A 19,232-nucleotide genomic window follows, 5' to 3' on the forward strand; every position below is an offset into this window, starting at 1 on the left:
GCGCCGATATCGATTCGGGTCCTTCATTTTCCGACACAACCAACGCTCGATCCTGGGTGCGGACGCCGGTCAATGCCTGCTGCGACGTTCCCTATCTTCATGAATGCCGTGGTGGCGGCTCTGTTCGCCGCGAGCTATCTCGCGTTGGCGCTGCTTCATCGCGGCTACACGGCACCGCTCTGGTTCGCCGCCAGCTTCGGCGCCATCGTCATCACGCCGCTGGCGATGCTGGCGCAGTCCTACACCGGCTGGATCGTCCTGTTCGCGCCGGTGATCTACCTCTCCTTCGCGACGTGCCTCATCCTGATGGTGCCGGGGCTGGCCGTGCTCTACCGCAAGCCCATCCCGTTGGGGCTGGTCGCTGTCCTTGGCGTCGTGACGGTGCTCAGCGCCGCGCTGGCGCTGCAACTGACCGTGAACATGTTCGTCCGGGTGGTCAGCTATCAGCTGCCGTTCGTGGTCGCGACGGCAGCAAGCTGCTGGGTGGTTCTGCGGGACAGCCCGCGCCGGCTGCGTGATCTCCTGCTCGCCGGCCTGTTCGCGCTGTTGTGCATGCATGTGCCGCTCAAGGCCGCGCTGGCCGTCAGCCTGCATACCGGGCCGCACCAGATCAACTACATGGACACGCCGTTCGCGGTGGTGGCCCAGGTCAGCACCGGCCTCCTGATGGTGGCGACGGGCTTCCTGATTCTGGTGATCTCTGTGCTGGAACTGGTGCGGGAGACGCAGGAGGTGGCGGATACGGACGCCCTGTCCGGCCTCCTGAACCGCCGCGGGTTCGAGCAGCGCGCTTCAGATCTGGTGCATAGGCAGGCCGGGGCGGCGCCGTTCGCGCTGCTGCTCATCGATATCGACCACTTCAAGGCCATCAACGACACGTTCGGCCATGGCGTGGGCGACCAGACCATCCGCGGCTTCGGCGGCATGCTGCAGCACACGCTGCCGCAGTCGGCGCTCATCGGCCGGGTGGGGGGCGAGGAGTTCGCCATCCTGCTGGAGCGCGCCTCGCCCGAGATGGCGCGGCTGCAGGCGGAATCGGTGCGCCTCGCCATCATCGGCCATGAGGAGACGGACGTGCCGCCCTTCACCGTCAGCATCGGCGTCGCGCTGGCTTCGCGGGTCGAGCCGCTCCCGGCGACGTTCGAGCGGGCGGATGCCGCCCTCTACGAGGCGAAACGGTCCGGTCGCAATCGGGTCTGCTGCGCGGAAGAGGAATTCCTGCCCGACAACGTGGTGCCCCTGCGTCGTTGAGGGATCTCGCGCTAGCGGTTCGGCCGGGTCGCGATGAAGATCGCCAGCAGGATGAACAGCACGCCGAGGAACGCGAGCACGAAGGTCGGCGCGCCGAGATACCAGCTGCCGGTGAAGGTGCCGACGAAGCTTGCCAGCGCGAACAGCTTCACCAGGGGCGGGATGGCCCCGGTCTCCCGCCACCGGACCACGCCGGGGCCGAGCCAGCGGTGATTGAGGAGCCACGCCTCGAACTTGGGCGACGAGCGGGTGAAGCACCAGGCGGCGAGGATCAGGAAGACCGTGCCCGGCAGCATGGGCACCACCATGCCGATGGCGCCGATGACCAGGAAGACGAACCCCGCCGCGAACAGCAGCTTGCGATAGATGGCGTCGCGGCTCCAGCGCCCTGCGGCCAGCATCTCACTCTGCGTCAGCGCCCTCTGCGCCGTCGGGGCAGGCGGAGGAGGGGCGGATGCATCGTTGTCGGCGGCCATCGCGGGACCATGGCGCCTCATCCGGCGGAGAGCAAGCGCACGGCCGCATCCCGCTCCTGCAGGTGCAGCAGCGTGTGCAGCACCCGCGCGCCGGGGGCGACAAGGTCGGGATCGGCCCGCACCTGCGCCGCCGCCGCATTGCGGGCGGCCTCCACCTCGCCGCCGTGCCATTCCATGCGGGCGAGGCGGAAGCCGGGCAGGCCACTTTGCCGCGTGCCCAGCACGTCACCCTCGCCGCGCAGCCGCAGATCCTCCTCGGCGAGGCGGAACCCGTCCTGGCTCTCCCGCAGGATGGCGAGGCGGGCCTTCGCGGTTTCGCCCAGCGGGTGACGGTAGAGCAGCAGGCACACCGATGGCTTGTCGCCGCGCCCCACGCGGCCGCGCAACTGGTGCAGCTGGGCAAGGCCGAAGCGCTCGGCATGCTCGATGACCATGACGGTGGCCTCCGGCACGTTCACGCCCACCTCGATCACGGTCGTGGCGACGAGCAGCCGCGTCTCCCCGCGGGCGAAGCGGGCCATGGCCTCGTCCTTGGCGGCGCCGGACATGCGCCCGTGCACCAGTCCCACCGATGCGCCGAAGACGGATTGCAGCGTCTCGTAGCGCTCTGTGGCGGCGGCGAGGTCGGAGGTGTCGGTCTCCTCCACCAGCGGGCAGATCCAGTAGGCGCGGGCACCGGATGCCAAAGCCCGCCCGACGCCTGCCACCACCTCGTCCAGTCGGTCGAGGGGCAAGGCGCGGGTGTCGATGGCCTGCCGGCCCGGCGGCTTCTCCCGCAGCTCGCTGGACTCCATGTCGCCGAACAGGGTGAGGACGAGGGTGCGCGGGATGGGGGTCGCCGTCATCACCAGCATGTCCACCGCCTCGCCCTTGCGGGCCAGCGTCAGCCGCTGCTCGACGCCGAAACGATGCTGCTCGTCCACCACGGCGAGGGCGAGGTCGCGGAAGATCACGTCGTCCTGGATGAGCGCATGGGTGCCCACCACCAGATCGGTGCGGCCGAAGGCCAGCTCCGTGAGCACGGCCTCGCGGGCCCGCCCCTTCTCCCGGCCGGTGAGGATGGCCGTGGAGAGCCCAGCCGCGGCGGCCAGTGGCGCGATGGTCTCGTGATGCTGGCGGGCGAGGATCTCGGTGGGTGCCATCAGCGCGGTCTGCCGCCCAGCCTCGGCCACCGTGGCGGCGGCCATCAGGGCGACGACCGTCTTTCCCGAGCCCACATCGCCCTGAAGCAGGCGCAGCATCCGGGTGTCGGCGGCCAAATCCGCGCGAATGGCGGCGATGGCCTGCTCCTGCGCGCCGGTGAGCGTGAAGGGCAGGGCGGCGGCGAGCCGAGCCGAGATGTGTCCATCCCCGATGGTGGAGCGCCCGCCGGCCTTCTCCTCCTGCGCCCGGACGAGGGCGAGGGTGAGCTGATGTGCGAGCAACTCGTCGAAGGCGAGCCGGCGCCACGGCCCGCCGGCCGGCGTCGCCTCGTGGGGGGAGGCCGGCTTGTGCAGGCGCATCAGCGCCTCGCGGAAGGAGGGCCAGCCCCGCGCCGCGCGAACGTCGTCCGGAATCCACTCGGGCAGGTCGGGCACGCGCTGGAGCGCCGCCTCGATGGCCCGGCGCAGATGCCCGGAGGCGAGGCCCTCCACCAGCGGATAGACCTGCTCCACCGCCGGCAGCCGCTCGACCCCGGCGGCATCGAGGATGCGGTCCGGGTGGGTCATCTGCCGCATCCCGTCATAGATCGAGATGCGGCCGCACAGCCAGCGCTTGGCTCCGACCGGCAGCATCCGCTCGATGCGCGCGGGCTCGATCTTGAAATGCACCACCACCATGTCGCCGCTGGCATCGGACACATAGGTGCGGTGCGGCGCCCGGCTACCGGGCGGGGGCGGCTGGTGGGCGTCCACCGTCACTTCCACCGTCACGTCGGTCTCGGGAACGGCTTCGGCGAGCAGGGGGCGGGCGCGGCGGTCCACGAAGCCGGACGGCATGTGGAACAGCAGGTCGATCACCCGCGGCATGTCCCGACCCAGCAGGCGCGCATACGGCTTCATCAGCTTGGGGCCGATGCCGGAGAGGCTGTCGAGGGTTGCGAAGAGGGGGGACAGGACGTCGGGGCGCATGGCGGCGCGAGGGTGTCCGATCGGCCGTTGCGGCGCAAGCCGGGGCGGGGCGCGGCGGCTGGGAAGATGGTGGAAAGGCACCGGCTGGAGATCGGCGGCAATCTGCTATAGGTTTCAACAGTTAGGCGGAGATGGACACCGGGATGAGCACCGGCGAGGGCGACGGCGAGCAGGCGGAACGTGCGGCCTTCATCCTCCGGCTGCGCCAGCGTGGGATCAGGGATCTCGCGGTGCTGCGCGCCATCGAGCTGGTGCCGCGGCCGCTGTTCGTGGATCCCATGATGCGCCGCCACGCCTATGACGACGTGGCGCTGCCCATCGCCTGCGGCCAGACCATGTCGCAGCCGAGCCTCGTCGCCGCCATGACGGAAGCCCTCGGCGTCACAGCAGACCAGACCGTGCTGGAGGTGGGCACCGGCTCCGGCTATCAGGCCGCCGTGCTCTCCCATCTCGCCGCCCGCGTGGTGACGGTGGACCGCTATCGCTCCCTCGTCAGCGAGGCGCAGACGCGTTTCGAGGTGCTCGGCCTGCGCAACGTCACCGCCTATGTGGGCGACGGCATGAACGGCATGCCGGCCCGCGCGCCGTTCGACCGCATCCTCGTCACCGCCGCGGCACCCGACATCCCGCCGGCGCTGATGGATCAGCTCAAGCTCGGCGGCGTCATCGTCGCGCCCCTCGGCGCGCCGGAGGAGGTGCAGACGCTCGTCCGTATCGTCAAGGAGCAGTCGGGCCGCAGCCGCACCGACCTGATGAAGGTGCGCTTTGTACCGCTCGTTCCGGGCGCCGCGGCCACACTCTGAGCGAAAGCATCGCTTTCACCGTACCCTGGTGCCGAAGCCCGTTGCGGGGGTCCGATCCCTCGGCTATCGGGATCGACAGTTGCGTTCCGGGGGATCGAGAATTGAAGGGCGTTTCCGGCCGCGGGCGGCAGTTTCTGACGTGTGCGCTGCTGCTCGGCCTGCTGACAGGCTGCGCCGGGCGCCCCGATGGCGCGCTCATTCCCGTGCCCGATACAATTCCCGGCACGTCCCGCGTGGACATGGTGGTCGCCACCGTCCGCGAGCGGTCCGATGGCCCGGACATCTTCAACGGCGAGCGCGCCCGCACGCCGAGCTATGCCGAGATCGAGGTTTCCATCCCGCCCGACGGCGCCCGCAAGATCGGCGACGTTCAGTGGCCGCGGAGCATTCCGGGCAACCCGGCGACGGACTTCGTCACCACCAAGCTCGTCGACCTGACACAGGATCAGGCGACCGTGTGGTTCCATAACCGCATCAGCCGCACGCCCGGCCGGCAGGCCCTGGTGTTCGTGCACGGCTACAACCAGCGCTTCGACGACGCGGTGTTCCGCTTCGCGCAGATCATCCACGATTCCGAGGCGCCGGTGACGCCGGTGCTGTTCACCTGGCCCTCGCGCGGCAGCCTGCTCGCCTACGGCTATGACCGCGAAAGCACCTCCTTCTCCAGGGATTCCCTCGAGCGGCTGCTGACCTTCATGGCCAAGGACCCGAACGTGGGCGAGATTTCCATCCTCGCCCATTCCATGGGCAACGTCGTCACGCTGGAAGCCCTGCGGCAGATGGCGATCCGCAACGGGCGCATCCTCCCCAAGATCAAGTATGTGATGCTGGCGGCGCCGGACGTGGACGTGGACGTCTTCTCCACCTTCTTCAACGAGATCGGCAAGACCAGCCAGCGCCCGGCCTTCACCCTGTTCGTCTCGCAGGACGACAAGGCGCTCGCCGTCTCCCGTCGGGTGTGGGGTGACGTCCCCCGTGTCGGTGCGGTGGATCCGGAGCAGGAGCCGTTCCGCACCGAGTTCGAGAAGAATAACATCAACGTGGTGGACCTGACCAAGCTCAGGACCAACGATCCCCTCGCCCACGGCAAGTTCGCCGCCAGCCCGAAGGTGGTGCAGGCCATCGGCGCCCGCCTTGCGGAGGGGCAGACCATGACCGACTCCCGCGTCGGCGTCGGCGAGCACATCATCAAGGCGACCTCGGACGCCGCCGCGACCGTCGGCACCGCCGCCGGCCTCGTCATCGCCGCGCCCGTCGCCGTGGTGGATGAGAACACCCGCTCCCACTACAACCAGCATGTGAACCAGCTGGGCCGCTCGGTGTCGGACACCGCCGAGAGCGGCGCCAGCGTGGTTACGCTCCCCAAGGGCAACTGACCAAACGGCAGGTCGGGGTCGCCGACCTGTTGCAGGTTTGTCACGCGGGAGTCGAAAGTTCGGCAGCACCATGCCGAAGATACGTCATTTAAGCCGCCGTTTACGCATGGGACCCTTAACTGCGGGCCGTAATGTTTGCGTGCGAGTTCGGTCACATGCGTACTTCCTGCGGGACTCACGGGCGTAACGTCTTCGCGCGGCTGGCACTGATCGGGCTCGTGTCCGGAACGGTTGCAGGCTGTAGTTCGGATACGATCCGCTTCGCCGCCGACTCGCCCCAGCCACCGGCCGGGGCGCCCGTCGCGGGCTACCAGGGGCATCCGGGCGGCTATCCGCCCGCCGGCAACGGGGACGTCACGGGCTCGCTCGGCTCGGGTCGGGTCGAGGCCATGCCGGCCCCGCCGCCGGGACAGGCGGCAGCGCCCGGTTACCCGGCCTCATCCTATGCCTCAACCGGTGGCGGTCAGCCGCTATACGGAGCGCCCGGCTATGCGGCGGCGACGCCCGCTGCGGCTCCCGCCGCCCGCGGTCCGGCTGCCGGAACCCATGTGGTGGTGGCCGGCGAGACCCTCGGGTCCATCTCGCGCATGTACAACGTCTCGGTGGCCTCGCTGACCATCGCCAACAACATTCCCGCCGGAGGCACCGTCCGCACGGGCCAGACGCTCATCATCCCGCCCGGCGGCAATGGCGCGTCGCAGGCCAAGGCCGCGCAGGCTGCTGCCCAGTCCACTGCTGCCGCCAAGCCGCCGCAGCTTGCCGCGGCGGCTCCGGTCGCCAGCACGCTGCAGGTTCCCGGCTCGGCCAAGCCCGCGACGATCGCCGCCACGCCGGCTCCGGCACCGGCTGCCGCCCCCGCGGCGAAGACCACCCAGACCGCTGCGGCCAAGCCCGCCGGTTCCGCGCCGACTGCGGCGGTGTCCAAGTCGGCCGCACCCGAGCCCAAGGTCGAGACCGCCGCGAAGGTGTCGCCGGTGATCGATGCCGACGACGCCCCGCGCGCCGGTGGCTCCGGTCCCCAGTTCCGCGCCCCGGTGCGCGGCCGCGTCATCGCCTCCTATGGTCCCAAGCCCGGCGGTGCCCACAATGACGGCGTGAACTTCGCGGTCCCCGAGGGCACTGCGGTGCGCGCTGCCGAGGACGGCACCGTCGCCTATGCCGGCAACGAGCTGAAGGGGTACGGCAACCTCGTGCTCATCAAGCACGCGGACGGCTACGTGACCGCCTATGCCAACAACAGCGAGCTGACGGTGAAGCGCGGCGATACCGTGCGGCGCGGCCAGATTGTTGCCAAGGCCGGCCAGAGCGGCAACGTCTCCTCGCCCCAGCTGCACTTCGAGATCCGCAAGGGGTCGACGCCCGTCGATCCGAGCCGCTACGTCGCCGGTCTCTGATCGCAACTTCATCTCAAACGAAAACGGCCGGGCATCTGCCCGGCCGTTTTGCGTTGGGCGGTGGATCAGGCCGCCGGATGCTCCATCTCGCCGCCATAGCGGCGGCGCAGGTGGGCCTTGAACACGGAGGCATCGAGCGGCCGGCCGGTGGCGCGGGTGAGAAGCTCGTCCGTCTCCAGCAGCGAGGCCTGGCCGTGGACGTTGACGCGCAGCCACGTCAGCAGGGGCGCGAAATCCCCCTTGGCGATGCCGGGCAGGATGCCGGGATCGGCGCGGCAGGCGGCGTCGAACAGCTGCGCGGCGGTCATCGCGCCCAGCGTGTAGGTGGGGAAATAGCCCCAGCCGCCGCCCGGCCAGTGAATGTCCTGGAGGCAGCCCAGACGATCGTCGGGCGGCGTCACGCCGAGGAGGGACTTCATGCCCTCGGCCCAGGCCCCGGGTAGGTCGGCGAGCTTCATATCTCCACCGATCAGCGCCTTTTCCAGCCGGTAGCGCAGGATGACGTGGGCGGGATAGGTCACCTCGTCGGCATCCACCCGGATGAAGCCGCGCTCCACCTTGGTGTAGAGCCGCCACAATGCATCCGCCTCCCAGGCCGGGCCGGAGCCTTTGAAGGCGGCGCGCATGCGCGGGGCGGCGAAGGTGAGGAATTCCCGGCTGCGGCAGGCCTGCATCTCCATGAGCAGAGACTGGCTCTCATGGATGCTCATGGAGCGGGCCTGCCCCACCGGCTGGTGGATGAAATCCTGCGGGCGACCCTGCTCATAGAGCGCATGGCCGGTCTCGTGCAGCACGCCCATGAGGGCGCGGGAGAAGTCGCTCTCGTCGTAGCGGGTGGTGATGCGCACGTCGTTGTCGGCGCCACCGCAGAAGGGATGGGTGGAGACATCGAGCCGGCCGCGCTCGAAATCGAAGCCGACCACCTTCATCATCTCCAGCCCAAGCGCACGCTGCGCCTCCACGGCGAAGGGGCCTTCGAGCGGGGACGTCGCCGGGCGGCGGGCCTGGATTTCCAGCACTTCCTCGGTGAAGCCGGGCAGGAACTGGGCGAGGTCGTCGAACAGCGCGTCGATGCGGGCTGAGCGGCCGCCCGGCTCGTAGCCGTTCAGGAGGGCATCATAGGGGGAAAGGCCAAGCTTCTCGCCTTTCACCCGGCCGATCTCGCGCTGGAGCCGCAGCACCTCCTCCAGATAAGGCAGGAGGGCGGGGAAGTCCGCGTCCGCACGCGCCTTGCGCCAGGCCATCTCGCAGCGGGAGGAGGCGCGGCTGGAAGCTTCCACGAGGTCGGCGGGCACGGCGGTGTCTACGGTGAAGCTGCGGGTGATCTCGCGCACGTTGGCGCGCTCCCACGGGCCCAGATCCTCATTCTCCGCATTGGCGATCCAGTCGCCGATGCGCGGGTCGGTCGCCATGTTGTGGTGGAGCACGCGCAAGAGGGCGAGGCTCTCCGCGCGGGTGGAGGCGGCGCCCTTGGGCATCATGGTGTCGCTGTCCCACTGGAGGATGCCGATGCCGTTGGCGAGCGCCGCGGCACGGTCGAAATGGGCGGCGAGGTCGGAATAGGCCGTCATGGCGCGATCCTGTTGGCTCTGGGGCCGGAGAATTCAAGGGCCGGGAAAAGGGCCAAGACGGTAGCCAAGCGGGGCCGGCATGGAAAGGGCGGGGCCTGCGGCGCGGGTCGCAAAGAAAAGCCCGGCGCGGACGTTGGGTCCGGCCGGGCTGGAGGTAACACCGTGGTTCGGGTCGGTGGGCCCTCAGGCCGCCTTCTCGCCGGGGGTGAGCGAGAGCACCGACTCAAATCCTTCAAACTCCGGACCGCCGATATAGTTCACGCGGTTGGATGACGCACCCGCGTCGCGGTGGGCGAGGCGGAAGGCCTCCGACTTGGTCCAGGCCTCGAAATCGGCCTTGGAGCCCCACACGGTGTGGGAGATGTAGAGGGTGTAATCCTCCTTCTCCGCCCCGCGGCACAGATCGAAGGCGACGAAGCCGGGGACGCTGGCGATGTAGGTGTCGCGCTCCCGCCAGACCCGCTCGAACTCGGCCTCGGACCCGTGTTTCACCTTGAACCTGTTGGTGGCAATGAACATCTCGTCACTCCGTATGGGCAATGGGAAAGGTAGCCGGCCGCCTATTTGACCGGGTAGGGCGTCGCCGCCGCGATGGTCTCGGCGCCGATTTTGAACTTGAGGCCGGCCTTCGCGGTGATGCCGGCGCTCGGCAGGAACTGCTGGTACTGAACGTACTGCTCGTTGAAGAGGTTCTCAACGGAGAGCTGGGCGAGCACGTTCGGGTCCGGCTGGTAGCCGAGATAGACGTTCACGAGGTTGAAGCTCGGCGTCGCCGCGTAGGGGGAATCGGCCGGCAGGTCGGCCGCGGTCTTCGCCGCCACCCACTGCCAGCGCACCGAGACGGTGAGCTTGTTCTCGAAGAAGCGGGCGCCCAGCGTCGCGGCGATGTTGTTGGGCATCACGTTGGCGAGGGGCTGGCCGTTGTTGGTGTTCTCGCCCTCGGACACGGTGGCATTGAAGCCCGCGAACCAGAGGCCGGCGTCGTAATTGCTCTCGAACTCGAAGCCGCGCATGCGGGCGTTGGCGATGTTCTGATACTGGTAGTTGGCGAAGCTGCCGAACGGCGTCCGGTCGTAGCCCACCAGCTCGATATAGTCCTCCACGTCGTTCTGGTAGACGTTGGCCTTGGCGCGGAACTTGTCGCCCTTGGTGAAGATGTCGTCGAACCGCAAGTTCAGGCCGATTTCCTTGTTCTTGCCGATTTCCGGCCGGAGATACGGGTTCGGCACGAAGCAGAACACGCCGAAGCTGCCATCCGGACAGAAGACCAGCGGAATGTTCGGCGGGTGCGCGCCGTTCACCAGCGTCTCGGTGACGGCCGGCGCCCGATAGCCTTCCGCGAAGGTGCCGTAGAGCGTCACCCACTGCCAGGGCGTGAGGCCCACCGTGATCTTGGGCGAGAGGTGGTCGCCGCTGGTGGAAACGCCGTCTCCACTGAGATTGTAGGTGTCATAGCGCAGCGCGCCGATGGCCTCGAACCAGGTGGAATAATTGGCCTTCCACTGGATGAAGGCACCACCCACACCCCGCTCGCCGGACGGGTTGTAGCCGTCGCCGAAGCCGTAATTGTCGATATTGTCCACGTCGTCGTGGAAATAGTCGCCGCCGATGGTGATGGCGTTGCGGATGTCGGCGAAGGTGAAGCGCGAGGTGTTGTTGAGGTCGAAGCCCAGCGTGTCGATGGTAAAATAGCGCGGGTCGCCGACGGAGCCGGTGATGGAGCTGGGCGTGCCCGCCACCTTCAGCTGGCTCTGCTTCACCCGGTTCCAGTAGATCTGGCTGCGCCAGTCGAAAATGTTGTCGTCGGGGTTGGTGTAGTTCCAGCTCGCCGTCAGGGTCTGGTTGAGAACGGTGGTGCCGTACTGGGTCGAGTTGGCGGGAAGCGCGTTGTTCACCAGCGCGGCGTTGTAGGTGGTGTAGTCGGCGTCGTAATTGAGGCCGGTGATCTTCACCTCGTGATGGTCCGCCGGCCGGAAGGTGAGCTTGGCGACGCCGGTCCAGATGTCGGAGCCGGTGCCGGGCACCTCGTTGCCGTTGCCGTCCGTATAGTCGCCCTGCGAGCGGTAGGTACCGCCGAAGAACAGGTCGATGTTCGGGTTCACCTTCGCCGCCGCGAACAGGGCGGCGTAGCCCATCGGCCCGTTGGAGCCGAACTCCCCGGCGGATTCCACACCCCACGTCTGGCCGGGCCTGATGATGTCGGCGGCGTCCTTGGTGCGGAACGTCACCACGCCGCCGATGGCGCCGGAACCGTAGATGTTGGCCACCGGGCCGCGCACCACGTCCACGTCCGCCAGCAGGCCGGGCTCAAGGAAGAAGGAGCCGGCGCCGGTGCCGTGGCCGAGCTGGGTGAAGTTCTGCCGCGCGCCGTCGACGAACACCGCGACGCGGCCGTAGTCCTCCATGCCGCGGATGTTGATGGAGGCCTGCGTGGAATTGCCGTTCTGGATGACGGTGGTGCCCGGCATGCCGAAGAAGACGTCCTGCGTCCGCGACGGCATCAGCTGTTCGAGATCGTCCGGGCGCACCACGCTGATGGCGGCGAGCGCATCGATGGCGCGCTCTTCCGTGAAGCTGGCGGCCACCGTGATGGTGTCGAGAGAGATGGTCGTCGTGTCGTCGGTCGCGCCGGCCTCAGGTGCGCTCTGGGCGCGCAGCGGCGTGGCCATGAGGACGGCGCAGAGCGCGACGCCCGCGAGCAGTGCCTCTTTCCCGCGGCGATGCCCTTCGCCCTTGAACACGGCAATGCGCTGCGGTTCTCCCGCCATAATCCTCTCCCGGCTGATGTTCGGAGGCTGGCTGGCGTCGATCCGGAGACCGGGGACGTGGCGGGCCGCAGGCGTGCTGCCTGAGCAGGCGATTTCCTGCGCAGGCGATGTCCTGAGCAGGCGTCTTGCCTGACACGATTTGGCTACCGTCACGCCACGGAAGCGTCAAGAAGAATACATCCAACTTGCCAATGAACTGAAATAACGTCAGAGACTGTTGCGTGTCTGGCACGTAGATATGTGCCCGTTCGATATTGGAATAAATAAAATAAAGGCGAATCGGTCTCATGAAGACTCGCCATAAAAAATGGAGTTGCTCTAATTCCATGTTGATCCGGCGTCAGAAAGATATCCGCGCGTGCCGTGTTGCGGCGCGTCTTGTCAGCCTTGGCGTGGTCGTCGCTGCCCTTCTTGCCGTCGCCGGCCTCGCGCCACGTGTTGCTGCGGCCCAGCCGCAGGCTTCGCCGCGCATCGTCTCCATCGGCGGCGCAGTCACCGAGATCCTGTTCTCGCTCGGCATGGGTGATCGCGTGGTGGCGGTGGACCAGACCAGCCGCTACCCCGCCGCCGCCCGCGCTTTGCCGGATGTGGGCTATGCGCGTGCCTTGTCGCCGGAGGGCGTGCTCTCGGTGGGGCCGACGCTGATCCTCGCCATGGAAGGCGCCGGGCCGCCCTCCACCATGGAGGTGCTGAAACAGGCCTCGGTGCCGGTCGTCATCATCCCGGACGGGCACGACAGGGAGGCGGTGCTGCGCAAGATCGCGGCCGTGGCGCAGGCGGTTGGCGCGGAGGAAAAGGGCAGGGCGCTCGCCGCAGAGGTCTCCGACGATTTCGCCGCGCTGGATGCCATGGTGAAGGCGCTGCCGGAGCGGCCGCGCGCGGTGTTCGTGCTCTCCGCCTCGGGCGGCGCGGCGGTGGTGGGCGGCGCGGACACCAGCGCCGATGCCATCCTGAAACTCGCGGGCCTCACCAATGCCATGGCTGAGATCAAGGGCTTCAAGCCGGCGCTGGACGAGGCGGCAATGTCGGCGGAGCCGGAGGCGGTGGTGGTGATGCGCGGCGGCGGGCAGGTGCTCGATGTCGCGACCGTCTTCGCGCTGCCCGCCTTCGCCGGAACGCCCGCCGCGCGGGACAAGCGCCTCGTGTCGCTGCCCGGCTCCTATCTGCTCGGATTCGGCCCCCGCACGCCGCGCGCGGCGCGCGATCTCGCGGCGGCGCTGCACCCGGGCGCGAAGCTGCCGGAGCTGCCGGCCCGACCCTGGAGCGCGGAGCCGGACCAATGAGCATGGAAGGCGTTGCCATGGCCACGGCGGAGGCGGGAACGCGCGGGCGTCCGGTGACGGCGGGGCTGACCCTGTTCGCTGTTCTGGCGGTTGCGGCCTTCGTGGGCGCGTTGGCCATCGGCCCGTTCACCATCGCCCCCGGCCGGGTGTTCGCCGTGCTGTGGGACTGGATCACCGGCGCGGCGCCGGCCGGCCCCCTGCGCGAGCGCATCGTGGTGCTGGACGTGCGCCTGCCCCGCGCGCTCGTTGGCGCGCTGGCCGGCTCGGGCATGGCCGTGGCGGGGGCGCTGATGCAGGGCGTGTTCCGCAATCCGCTCGCCGATCCCAGCCTCGTGGGCGTGGCGCCGGGGGCGGCGCTGGCGGCGGTGGCGTTCGTCGTGTTCGGCGCGCCGCTCGTCGCCTTGCTGCCGCAGCCGCTGCAGGTGGTCGGGCTGCCGCTCGCCGCCTTCGCAGGAGGGCTCGTGACCACCCTCGTCATCGCGCGGCTCGCGGAGCATGACGGGCGCACTTCGGTGGCGACGCTGCTCTTCGCCGGCCTTGCCCTTGGGGCGCTGGCGAGCGCCGGCACGGGGGTAATGGTGTTCCTCGCCTCCGAGCAGCAGACGCGGGACTTCCTGTTCTGGACGCTCGGGAGCCTCGGCGGCGCGACGTGGATGAAGGCGCTGCTTGCCGCCCCCTTCGTGCTGGGGCTGCTGGCCATCGCCGTCGGCCTCGCCCGCGGGCTCGATGCGCTGGCGCTGGGCGAGGCGGAGGCGTTTCACGCTGGCGTCAGTGTGGAGCGGCTGAAGCGCACCGCCGTCGTCGCCGTCGCGGCCGGGGTGGGGGCGGCGGTGGCGGCCACCGGTGTCGTCGGCTTCGTCGGGTTGGTGGTGCCGCATCTCGCGCGGCTGGTGATCGGGCCGTCCCATCGCGCGCTGGTGCCGGCCTCGGCGCTGCTCGGAGCGGCGGTGCTGCTCGGCGCGGACATCCTCGCCCGCATGATCGCGGCGCCGGCCGAACTGCCGCTTGGCGTCGTTACCGCTCTGGTCGGGGCGCCCTTCTTTCTGTGGCTGCTGCTGAAGCGCCGGGCGTTCGTGGGGTGAGCATGTATCGCGCAGAGAACGTCACCGTCACGGCCTCCGGCCGCCGGCTCGTGGATGGCGCGAGCCTCACGGTTCGGCCGGGGCGCGTCACCGTGCTGGTGGGGCCGAACGGCGCCGGCAAGTCCACCCTGCTCAAGGCCATGTCCGGCGAGCATCGGCTCGCCACCGGGCGGGTGACGCTGGACGGTATCTCCATCCATGAGATGCGGCCGCTGGAACTGGCGCGGCGCCGGGCGGTGCTGCCGCAGGCGGCGGAGGTGGCCTTTCCCTTCACCGCCGCGGAGGTCATCACCGCCGGCCTCATGGCGGGGGAGGGGCACGACCGCGCCCGCATCCTGCGCCTGCTGGCGCGGGTGGACCTGCCCGGCTTCGCCGACCGTCGCTATGACAGCCTGTCAGGCGGCGAGCGGCAGCGGGTGCAACTTGCCCGCATTCTCGCCCAGCTGGATGCGGGAAAGCCGGATGCACCTGGCTATCTCTTCCTCGACGAGCCCACCGCCAGCCTCGATCTCGCCCACCAGCTCACCGTGCTCAACATTGCCCGCGCCCATGCGGATGCGGGCGGAGGCGTGCTGGCGGTGCTGCACGACCTCAACCTCGCCGCCATGGTGGCCGACGAGATCGTGGTGCTGGCGGGAGGGCGGGTCCGCGCGGCGGGGCCAGTGGCGGAGGTGCTGACAGAGCCGGTGCTGGCGGACGCCTTCGGCATTCGCCTGCGAATCGGGGTGGCCCCGCCCGGCCCCTTCATACTGCCGCAGAACGTGCAGGCGGCGGGGTAAGGGCAGGCAGGGGGGAGCCGGGCTCAGCCCAGCGCGGTTGAAGCTTTGAACTGGGCTTAGCCCAGTTCTTGCGCTGCCTTCAGCACCTCGGCGGCGTGGCCATCCACCTTCACCTTGGGCCAGGTCTTTGCCACCTTGCCGTCGCGGCCGATGAGGAGGGTGGCGCGCTCGACGCCCATGTACTTGCGCCCGTACATGCTCTTTTCCACCCACACGCCATAGGTTTCCAGCATGGCCTTGTCGGGATCGGAGCCCAGCGCGAAGCCGAGGCTGTACTTGTCACGGAACTTGTCCTGCGCCTTCACCTCGTCGGCGGAGACGCCGAGGATGTCGGTGTCGGCAGCGGCGAATTCCGCCTTCAGGCCGTTGAAGGCAATGGCTTCCTTGGTGCAGCCGGGCGTGTCAGCCTTGGGGTAGAAATAGACCACCAGCTTGCGGCCCTTGAAATCCTTCAATGAAACGGTACCGCCCCCATCACGGGTGAGCGAGAAAGCAGGCGCCTTGGCGCCAACCTCCGGGAAACTGGACATTCCGCCTTCCTTTCGACGTGTTCGGCGCCATACGGGGCTGCTCAAATGCAAGCCCACAAGATGGCCGCGTTCTTGGGCCAGATGGTATCATCAAGGGAGTTGATCCACCTCATCTTTACGAGACAAGGGCAGGTTAGGGTCATTTCTTGCGGGCCGGAGGCGAATCGAAGCGCACTCCGGAGGGCACCGCGGGACCATCGCCGGGTTGCGGACGAACGGCCGGGAACGGCCGAAGCGGTAGAGGGAAGGTCCAGACGGAATGGAGTTTCGGCAGGAGAGGCCGGCGGGGGCGCGGCGCGAGCCTAAGCGGTCCCGCTTCCGGGGCATTGTCGGTGCGCTGACGCCGCGCAGCCGTGCCGCGCGCCTTTTTACCGGCCTGTGCCTCGTCCTGATCGCCCTCGGCGGCGTCGCTGCCGTCACCCTCTACGCGCTCATCGCCACCGGCATGGTCACCGCCAACCTCGCCACGCCCTATATCGAGCGGGCGCTGGAGGAGCGCATCGGCGGCGGCCACCAGGTCAGCATCGGCGCCACCACCATGGAGACGGTGGGCCATGGCGCCACCGCCGTGGTGGTCCACGACATCCGCGTCACCGGCCCCGACGGCCAGCTCGTCGCCAGCGCGCCGAGCGCCGAGGTGGAACTGGAAGGCTCCATCCTCTCGCTCATGCCCAAGGCGCGGCGCATCGACCTCGTGGGCGCGGAAATGACGGTGCGAATCGCCCCGACCGGTCAGGTGGCGGTGGCTACCGGCCGCGGCGCCAAGGCGATCCCCGCCAGCCCCACCGCCCGCTCCGCGGTGGCGCCCGCTGCATCCCAGACTGCGACCCCGGCCTCCGCTCCCGCCTCGCCGCCAGACAAGGCGCAACAGGCCGCCGATGCCGCCGGCGCGGATTTCGATCCGCTCAAGCCCGTCGCGCTTGCCCGCTGGATGGCGGACCTCGAAACCGCCGGCTTCGATGGCGGTGCGCTCGCGGACGTGGGCCTCAAGGACGGCACCGTGATCGTGGAGAACGAGGGCGCCGGCCGCCGAATCGTCTTCCAGCACATGAGCGTCCGGCTCGCGCGGCCGCCGGGTGGCGGCGCGGTGCTGACCTTCACCACCCAGTCGCCGCAGGGCGTCGCCACCGCTGTCGCGCGCATCAGCCCGGTCAGCAATGGCGAGCGCGCCATGGACGTGGCCATCCGGAACGTCTCGACCCGCGACCTGCTGCACGCCTTCGTGCAGGACCAGCGGCGCTTCTATATCGACACCCCCCTCAACGCTTCCTTCTCCGCCCGCCTCGCCCTCGACGGCGCGCTCACGTCCGCGGATGCGAGCCTCGATCTCGGCGCCGGCGCGCTCGGCAGTGGGGAGGACCCGGAAGAGCGCTTCGTCATCGACCGCGCCCGCATCGTGGCTAAGCTGGATGTGGCGCGGCGTGTGATCGTGGTCGCTCCCATTGAGGCGGTGAAGAGCCAGAACATCATCGAGCTGGCGGGTGAGATCCGCGTGCCGGCCAAGGCGCAGGAGCCGTGGCCGTTCCAGATGGGGCCGAAGCAGGTCGTGTTTCAGGGGCCGGAGATGCCCGAGCCGCCCCTCGTCATCACCAAGGTGGACGTGTCCGGCCGGTTCGATCCGCCCAGCCGCCAGATCGTGGTGGACCAGGGCCTGCTGGGCGCTTCCACCGCCAGCTTCAGCTTCACGGCGCTGTTCGATTTCGGTGTGCCCATTCCCTACTTGAAGTTCGACGGCGTCGCTTCTCCCATGCCGGTGGCGACGGTGAAGCGCTTCTGGCCGGTGAACATTGCGCCTCCCGCCCGTCAGTTCGCGGTGGAGAACGTCTCCGGCGGCACGGCGGAAGGCATCGCGGTCGCGGTGAAGCTGCCGCTCGACCTCATCGGCCAGAAGCAGGTGCCGCTGCCTGAGGACGGCGTGCGCTTCACCATAACCGGCAAGGGCGTGACGATCCGGCCGGTGAAGGGACTGCCGCCCATCACCAATTCCAGCCTCGCCATCCTCGTCACCGGCCGCTCGGTACGCATCACCATGCCCGACGGCACAGTGGTGACGCCGCAGAACCGCAAGATCGCGGTGAGCGACGGCGTGATGCTGATTCCCGATTATTTCCCGCGCGAGCCCTCCGCGCAGATCCGGGTGAATTTCAACGGCCCCGCCGACGCCGGCATCGAGGTGCTGGGCATGGAGCCCCTGAAGGGGCCGCAGGGCACGGCCTTCGATCCCTCCACCACGCGCGGCCGGCTCTCGGCGCTGCTGCAGGTGAACATGATCTTCCGCAAGGTGCCGCTGCCGGAGGATCTCGACTATTCTCTGGAGGCGAACCTCACCGACTTCGGCGTGGACAAGGTGTTCCGCGGCCAAAGGCTGGAGGGCGCGACGGTGAAGGCCTTCGCCTCGCCCGCCGGCATCGTGCTGCGTGGCGAGGGTAAGCTCGCCGGGGCGCCGCTCGCCTTCGAGTACGAGAAGAAGAAGGACGTGGCCGATTCGGACATCCGCGTCTCCGCTACCCTCGACGATGCCGCCCGCGGCAAGCTGGGCGTGGACATTCCCGGCGTCAGCGGCCCGGTGGGCGTGCGGGTGGTGGGCACCACCAACAACAAGGACACGCGGGCGAGCATCGAAGGCGACCTGACCCAGGCGCGGATCGCCGATCTCATTCCCGGCCTCAGCAAGCCCGCCGGCAAGCCGCTCAAGGCGCGCTTCACCGTGAACGACAAGGGTAACTCGGTCCGCCTCGACGACATGGTGATCGACGGCTCGGGCACCCTGCTCAAGGGCAACATCGAGCTGGCCGACAGCGGCGACCTGATGGGCGCGAACTTCCCGACCTTCCAGCTCTCCGACGGCGACAAGGCCTCGGCCAAGGCGGAGCGGGTCGGCTCGGTACTGAAGATCCGCATCACCGGCGAGGTGATGGATGCCCGTGGCATCATGAAGAGCCTCGTCAGCGGCCCCCCCACCGACAAGCGCAAGTCGCAGGACGTGGACGTGGAGGCGCGCATCGGCGCGCTCACCGGCAACAACGGCGAGGTGCTGCGCCAGTTCGATCTCTCCACCACGCGGCGCGGCGTCGAGATGCGCGACTTCACCCTCACCGCCAAGACGGGTCGGGAAGGCACGGTGGCCGGCGAGATGCGCACCTGGCAGGGCCGCGAGCGGGCGCTGCAGATCACCACCTCGGATGCCGGCGCGCTGTTCCGCTTCCTCGACATCTACGCGAAGATGCAGGGCGGCGAGGCGTGGCTGGTGGTCGATCCCCCGCGCAGCGACAACACGCCGCAGGAAGGCGTGCTGCACCTGAGCGACTTCTCCATCAAGGGCGAGCCCGGCCTCGAGCGCCTCTCCAGCGCCGCCCGCGACAGCTCCGGCCGCATCGAGAACGGCACCGCCGCTTTCGAGAAGGCGCAGGCCCAGTTCTCCCGATCAACCGGCAAGATCGTCTTCAAGGAAGGGGCCATCTGGGGCCCCTCCGTGGGGGCGACCTTCGACGGTTCGCTGGATTTCGCCGCCGACCGCATCAACATGCGCGGCACCTTCGTGCCGGCCTACGCGCTCAACAACATCTTCTCCAAGCTGCCGGTCATCGGCCTGTTCCTCGGCGGCGGGCCCAACGAGGGCTTGGTGGGCGTGACCTTCGAGGTCGTCGGCCCGCTGTCCACCGGTCCGACCCTGCGGATCAACCCCATCTCGGCCGTGGCGCCGGGCTTCCTGCGCAAGATCTTCGAATTCCGCGATTCGACCGGAACGCCACCGACGCGATAGCCCCTCCAATGCCCCGGCGGGACGGGGGAAGCGAAAGTGGAAGCC

At 69.0% G+C, this 19,232-nt stretch carries 14 protein-coding genes; 8 read left to right on the forward strand and 6 right to left on the reverse strand.

Features of this window, described 5'->3' with window-relative positions:
- The first annotated feature begins 72 nt into the window (after positions 1 to 72).
- Positions 73 to 1,251 carry a diguanylate cyclase gene (locus tag ACE3QW_RS08545; protein WP_051679226.1) on the forward strand — a complete coding sequence of 393 codons (1,179 nt, stop codon included), beginning with the start codon at positions 73 to 75 and terminating at the stop codon, positions 1,249 to 1,251.
- An 11-nt stretch (positions 1,252 to 1,262) separates the two neighbouring features.
- On the opposite strand, the gene ACE3QW_RS08550 is transcribed toward ACE3QW_RS08545, so the two are convergent.
- On the reverse strand, positions 1,263 to 1,652 hold the full coding sequence (locus tag ACE3QW_RS08550) for a YbaN family protein (RefSeq protein WP_245279395.1): 390 nt from the start codon (positions 1,650 to 1,652) through the stop codon (positions 1,263 to 1,265).
- Positions 1,653 to 1,744: 92 nt separating this feature from the next.
- Positions 1,745 to 3,838 (reverse strand): ATP-dependent DNA helicase RecG, encoded by a 2,094-nt coding sequence (gene recG, locus ACE3QW_RS08555; protein WP_374251196.1) that lies wholly within the window; start codon positions 3,836 to 3,838, stop codon positions 1,745 to 1,747.
- Positions 3,839 to 3,981: 143 nt separating this feature from the next.
- Here recG and ACE3QW_RS08560 point away from each other — a divergent pair, with 143 nt between their 5' ends.
- The 3 genes from ACE3QW_RS08560 (at position 3,982) to ACE3QW_RS08570 (ending at position 7,411) form a co-directional block, all read left to right on the forward strand.
- On the forward strand, positions 3,982 to 4,641 hold the full coding sequence (locus ACE3QW_RS08560; protein WP_024279193.1) for a protein-L-isoaspartate(D-aspartate) O-methyltransferase: 660 nt from the start codon (positions 3,982 to 3,984) through the stop codon (positions 4,639 to 4,641).
- Positions 4,642 to 4,742: 101 nt separating this feature from the next.
- Positions 4,743 to 6,017 (forward strand): alpha/beta hydrolase, encoded by a 1,275-nt coding sequence (locus ACE3QW_RS08565; RefSeq protein ID WP_374251197.1) that lies wholly within the window; start codon positions 4,743 to 4,745, stop codon positions 6,015 to 6,017.
- A 218-nt stretch (positions 6,018 to 6,235) separates the two neighbouring features.
- Entirely contained in the window at positions 6,236 to 7,411 is a 1,176-nt protein-coding gene (locus tag ACE3QW_RS08570) for a peptidoglycan DD-metalloendopeptidase family protein (protein ID WP_374251199.1), read from the forward strand.
- Between the two features lie 65 nt (positions 7,412 to 7,476).
- Here ACE3QW_RS08570 and ACE3QW_RS08575 read toward each other — a convergent pair whose 3' ends face one another.
- The 3 genes from ACE3QW_RS08575 to ACE3QW_RS08585 all read right to left on the reverse strand — a co-directional run bounded on the left by ACE3QW_RS08575 (position 7,477) and on the right by ACE3QW_RS08585 (position 11,750).
- Positions 7,477 to 8,982 (reverse strand): carboxypeptidase M32, encoded by a 1,506-nt coding sequence (locus ACE3QW_RS08575; RefSeq protein WP_374251200.1) that lies wholly within the window; start codon positions 8,980 to 8,982, stop codon positions 7,477 to 7,479.
- A 183-nt stretch (positions 8,983 to 9,165) separates the two neighbouring features.
- On the reverse strand, positions 9,166 to 9,501 hold the full coding sequence (locus ACE3QW_RS08580; protein ID WP_374251202.1) for an antibiotic biosynthesis monooxygenase: 336 nt from the start codon (positions 9,499 to 9,501) through the stop codon (positions 9,166 to 9,168).
- 41 nt (positions 9,502 to 9,542) lie between these two features.
- Positions 9,543 to 11,750: a TonB-dependent hemoglobin/transferrin/lactoferrin family receptor gene (locus tag ACE3QW_RS08585; RefSeq protein WP_374251203.1), complete on the reverse strand. Its 2,208-nt coding sequence runs from the start codon at positions 11,748 to 11,750 to the stop codon at positions 9,543 to 9,545.
- 326 nt (positions 11,751 to 12,076) lie between these two features.
- Here ACE3QW_RS08585 and ACE3QW_RS08590 point away from each other — a divergent pair, with 326 nt between their 5' ends.
- Genes ACE3QW_RS08590 through ACE3QW_RS08600 form a run of 3 tightly spaced genes read left to right on the forward strand, consistent with a single transcriptional unit; the run spans position 12,077 to position 14,894 of the window.
- Positions 12,077 to 13,033 carry a hemin ABC transporter substrate-binding protein gene (locus ACE3QW_RS08590; RefSeq protein WP_374251205.1) on the forward strand — a complete coding sequence of 319 codons (957 nt, stop codon included), beginning with the start codon at positions 12,077 to 12,079 and terminating at the stop codon, positions 13,031 to 13,033.
- Positions 13,030 to 14,115 (forward strand): FecCD family ABC transporter permease, encoded by a 1,086-nt coding sequence (locus ACE3QW_RS08595; protein WP_374251207.1) that lies wholly within the window; start codon positions 13,030 to 13,032, stop codon positions 14,113 to 14,115. The genes ACE3QW_RS08590 and ACE3QW_RS08595 overlap by 4 nt, the downstream gene beginning before the upstream one ends.
- A gap of 2 nt (positions 14,116 to 14,117) precedes the next feature.
- A complete protein-coding gene (locus ACE3QW_RS08600) occupies positions 14,118 to 14,894 on the forward strand; it encodes a heme ABC transporter ATP-binding protein (protein WP_374251259.1) in 777 nt (258 codons plus the stop codon).
- A 56-nt stretch (positions 14,895 to 14,950) separates the two neighbouring features.
- Here the strand turns inward: ACE3QW_RS08600 and ACE3QW_RS08605 are convergent, their stop codons facing one another.
- Positions 14,951 to 15,424, reverse strand: coding sequence for a peroxiredoxin (locus tag ACE3QW_RS08605; protein ID WP_374251209.1), 474 nt, complete (start codon positions 15,422 to 15,424; stop codon positions 14,951 to 14,953).
- A gap of 259 nt (positions 15,425 to 15,683) precedes the next feature.
- Here ACE3QW_RS08605 and ACE3QW_RS08610 point away from each other — a divergent pair, with 259 nt between their 5' ends.
- Positions 15,684 to 19,187 carry an AsmA-like C-terminal region-containing protein gene (locus tag ACE3QW_RS08610; RefSeq protein ID WP_374251211.1) on the forward strand — a complete coding sequence of 1,168 codons (3,504 nt, stop codon included), beginning with the start codon at positions 15,684 to 15,686 and terminating at the stop codon, positions 19,185 to 19,187.
- The last annotated feature ends 45 nt before the right edge of the window (positions 19,188 to 19,232 follow it).

The organism is Xanthobacter sp. (assembly GCF_041911315.1).
In the GTDB taxonomy this organism is placed as follows: domain Bacteria; phylum Pseudomonadota; class Alphaproteobacteria; order Rhizobiales; family Xanthobacteraceae; genus Xanthobacter; species Xanthobacter aminoxidans.

Coding starts and splice junctions, on each gene's coding strand:
- ACE3QW_RS08545 (WP_051679226.1), top strand. CDS start 73: ATGCCTGCTGCGACGTTCCCTATCTTCATGAATGCCGTGGTGGCGGCT.
- ACE3QW_RS08550 (WP_245279395.1), bottom strand. CDS start 1,652: ATGCTGGCCGCAGGGCGCTGGAGCCGCGACGCCATCTATCGCAAGCTG.
- recG (WP_374251196.1), bottom strand. CDS start 3,838: ATGCGCCCCGACGTCCTGTCCCCCCTCTTCGCAACCCTCGACAGCCTC.
- ACE3QW_RS08560 (WP_024279193.1), top strand. CDS start 3,982: ATGAGCACCGGCGAGGGCGACGGCGAGCAGGCGGAACGTGCGGCCTTC.
- ACE3QW_RS08575 (WP_374251200.1), bottom strand. CDS start 8,982: ATGACGGCCTATTCCGACCTCGCCGCCCATTTCGACCGTGCCGCGGCG.
- ACE3QW_RS08580 (WP_374251202.1), bottom strand. CDS start 9,501: ATGTTCATTGCCACCAACAGGTTCAAGGTGAAACACGGGTCCGAGGCC.
- ACE3QW_RS08585 (WP_374251203.1), bottom strand. CDS start 11,750: ATGGCGGGAGAACCGCAGCGCATTGCCGTGTTCAAGGGCGAAGGGCAT.
- ACE3QW_RS08590 (WP_374251205.1), top strand. CDS start 12,077: ATGTTGATCCGGCGTCAGAAAGATATCCGCGCGTGCCGTGTTGCGGCG.
- ACE3QW_RS08595 (WP_374251207.1), top strand. CDS start 13,030: ATGAGCATGGAAGGCGTTGCCATGGCCACGGCGGAGGCGGGAACGCGC.
- ACE3QW_RS08600 (WP_374251259.1), top strand. CDS start 14,118: ATGTATCGCGCAGAGAACGTCACCGTCACGGCCTCCGGCCGCCGGCTC.
- ACE3QW_RS08605 (WP_374251209.1), bottom strand. CDS start 15,424: ATGTCCAGTTTCCCGGAGGTTGGCGCCAAGGCGCCTGCTTTCTCGCTC.
- ACE3QW_RS08610 (WP_374251211.1), top strand. CDS start 15,684: ATGGAGTTTCGGCAGGAGAGGCCGGCGGGGGCGCGGCGCGAGCCTAAG.